Consider the following 2,796-nt stretch of genomic DNA (forward strand, 5'->3'; position numbering starts at 1 on the left):
GACACGACGGCTCAAATTTAGTCCCCCGACATCTAGGCTCTGGCGCCGCTGAATCGAGAGGGGGGAGTGCCGTATAGGCGCGATTGAATATGATTCAGCCCGAGCGGCGCCGAAACGGATCACCGACTTGATCGCCTGCCCACCCGGCAGCATTGTATGACGCCATGGCCGCCCCATTCGACATCTCTAAGCTCACGACGAAGGAACGGCTCGATCTCATTGGTGAGCTGTGGGACAGTCTCGCGCCTGAAGACGTACAATTAACTTCGGTTCAACAGACCGAGTTGGCCCGTCGTTTGGATAGCTTCGATGCTGATGCACGAGACGCCGTGCCGTGGGAGTACATCGAACGGGATTTTACAAGCTAAGCTCGCGGTGAGAGCGACGCGTTGAAGGATGTCTTCAAGCGACTAAGACCTTTTCCTGAGACCCCCACCCCCGACCCCTCCCCGCAAGGGGGAGGGGAGCGCACCGTTGAGGCGGCGCCATCGGGCTCTCCTCAGGCGCAGCCCACAACGTTCGCTAAGCCGCTGCCTTCTTCGGCGGGAAGCGGCCGTAGAAGGTCTCGCCCTTGGCCGCCATTTCCTCCAGAAGCTTCGGCGGGGCGAAGCGCGGGCCGTATTTGGCGGTGAACTTGTGGCACAGCTCCACGAACTGCTTCGTTCCCATGAAATCGATATAGGACAGCGTGCCGCCGGTGAACGGCGCGAACCCGAACCCTAGGATCGAGCCGACATCGGCCTCGCGCACATCGGTGATGACGTGATCCTCGACGGTGCGCGCGGCCTCCACCGCCTGCACCACCAGGAAGCGCTGCTTCAGTTCCTCGACATCCAGAGTATCCGGATCGAGATGCTTGGGCTGCAGCTTCGGAAGATCGGGCCACAGGCTCTTCTGGCCCTTGCCCTTCTCCGGATAGTCGTAGAAGCCCTTGGCGTTCTTGCGGCCCAGGCGTCCCTGCTTCTCGACCAGCTCGACCATCAGCTTCTTGTGGTCCTGGTTGATGGCGTTGGCGCCGAGATCATGCTCGGTCGCTTTCATGATCTTCAGGCCGAGGTCGAGGGCGACCTCGTCCGACAGCGACAGCGGGCCGACCGGCATGCCGGCCATCTTGGCTGCGTTCTCGATCATCGCCGGCGGCACGCCTTCCAGGAACATCTCGTTGCCTTCGGCGATGTAGCGCATCACGCAGCGGTTGGCGAAGAAGCCGCGGGAATCATTCACGACGATGGGCGTCTTGCCGATGGTACGGACATAGTCGAGCGCGGTCGCGAGCGCGACATCCCCGGTATTCTTGCCCATGATGATCTCGACCAGCATCATCTTCTCGACCGGCGAGAAGAAATGGATGCCGATGAAACGGCCCTGATCCTTGAACTCCTCGGCCAGCGAATTGATCGGCAGGGTCGAGGTGTTGGAGGCGAAGATTGCGCCCTCCTTCAGGAGCGGCTGTGCCTTGGCGTAGGTCTCGGCCTTGACCTTGCGGTCCTCGAACACGGCCTCGATGACGAGGTCGCATTCCTTGAGCGCGTTGTAGTCGGCCGTCGCGGTGATGCGCGACAGGATCGCCTCGGCCTCGCCGGGCTTGGCGCGGCCCTTCTTGACGAGTTCGTCGATGACGCCCTTCGCATGCGCCTTGCCCTTGTCGGCGCTCTCCTGGTCGCGGTCGATCAGCACCACGTCGAGACCGGCGCGGGCCGAGACGTAGCCGACGCTCGCGCCCATGAAGCCGGCACCGATCACAGCGAGCTTCTTGACCTTGGTCGGCGGCACATTGGCGGGACGGCGCGCGCCCTTGTTCAATTCCTGCATCGACAGGAACAGGCTGCGGATCATCGCCGCCGCTTCCTTCGAGCGCAGGATGTGGGCGAAGTAGCGGGACTCAACACGCAGCGCGGCATCGATCGGCAGCTGCAGGCCCTCATAGACGCAGCTCATGATCGCGCGCGCGGCCGGATAATTGTCGTAGGTCTCGCGGCGGTAGATGGCGTTGCCAGCCGGGAACATCATCATGCCGGCCTTGGAGAACACGGGACCGCCGGGCAGCTTGAAGCCTTTCTCGTCCCAGGGCTGGACGGCCTTGCCGCCGCCCTTGATCCAGTCCTTCGCGGCCTTGATCAAATCGGCCGCCGGCACGATGGCATCGACCAGCTTGAGCGCCTTGGCCTTGTCGAGGGTGAGGGCCTCGCCCTTCAGCAGCATGTTCATCGCATCCTGCGGCTGCACGATGCGCGGCACGCGCTGGGTGCCGCCGGCGCCAGGGAACAAGCCGACCTTGATCTCCGGCAGGCCGAGCCGGGTCTTGGGGTTCTCGGCCGCCACGCGATAATGGCAGGACAGCGTCAGCTCGAAGCCGCCGCCGAGTGCAAGGCCGTTGATCGCGGCGACCCACGGCTTTCCGCTGGTTTCCATCGCGCGATAGATCAGCGAGAAGCGGCGGCTGTTGTCGAACAGCATCTGGTTGGCCGCTTCCTCGCCCTTGGTCTTCAGCAACTCGGCGAAGGCGTGGTTCATGCCCTCGAGCATCGAGAGATCGGCGCCGGCGCAGAACGCCTCCTTCGCCGAGGTGATGACGACGCCCTTGATGGCGGCATCCGCGGTCGTCTCCTTGACGATGGTCTCGAGCTCGATCGCCGAGGTCTCGTCCAGCACGTTCATCGAACGTCCGGGAATGTCCCAGGTGACGAGCGCAATGCCGTCGGCGTCGGTTTCGATCTTGAAGTTCTTGAAGGCCATGTGGTGCTCCCTGATACGAGAGGGGCGCGCTGATACAGCATCAGCCCCGGGGGAATTCTT

The 2,796-nt window shown here is 63.2% G+C and carries 2 protein-coding genes; one reads left to right on the forward strand and one right to left on the reverse strand.

Annotation, left to right across the window (positions count from 1 at the left end; translation table 11 throughout):
* The first annotated feature begins 164 nt into the window (after window positions 1-164).
* Entirely contained in the window at window positions 165-368 is a 204-nt protein-coding gene (locus BRAS3843_RS19330; protein ID WP_008970689.1) for an addiction module protein, read from the forward strand.
* A gap of 154 nt (window positions 369-522) precedes the next feature.
* On the opposite strand, the gene BRAS3843_RS19335 is transcribed toward BRAS3843_RS19330, so the two are convergent.
* The gene (locus tag BRAS3843_RS19335; RefSeq protein ID WP_008970690.1) at window positions 523-2,736 is read right to left on the reverse strand and encodes an FAD-dependent oxidoreductase; all 2,214 of its coding nucleotides are present in this window, start codon (window positions 2,734-2,736) and stop codon (window positions 523-525) included.
* Between the last annotated feature and the right edge of the window lie 60 nt (window positions 2,737-2,796).

The organism is Bradyrhizobium sp. STM 3843, from assembly GCF_000239815.1.
Lineage (GTDB): Bacteria > Pseudomonadota > Alphaproteobacteria > Rhizobiales > Xanthobacteraceae > Bradyrhizobium.

What these genes read in the sequence shown, in the direction of transcription:
- BRAS3843_RS19330 (WP_008970689.1), top strand. Translation starts at nt 165, where the DNA reads ATGGCCGCCCCATTCGACATCTCTAAGCTCACGACGAAGGAACGGCTC.
- BRAS3843_RS19335 (WP_008970690.1), bottom strand. Translation starts at nt 2,736, where the DNA reads ATGGCCTTCAAGAACTTCAAGATCGAAACCGACGCCGACGGCATTGCG.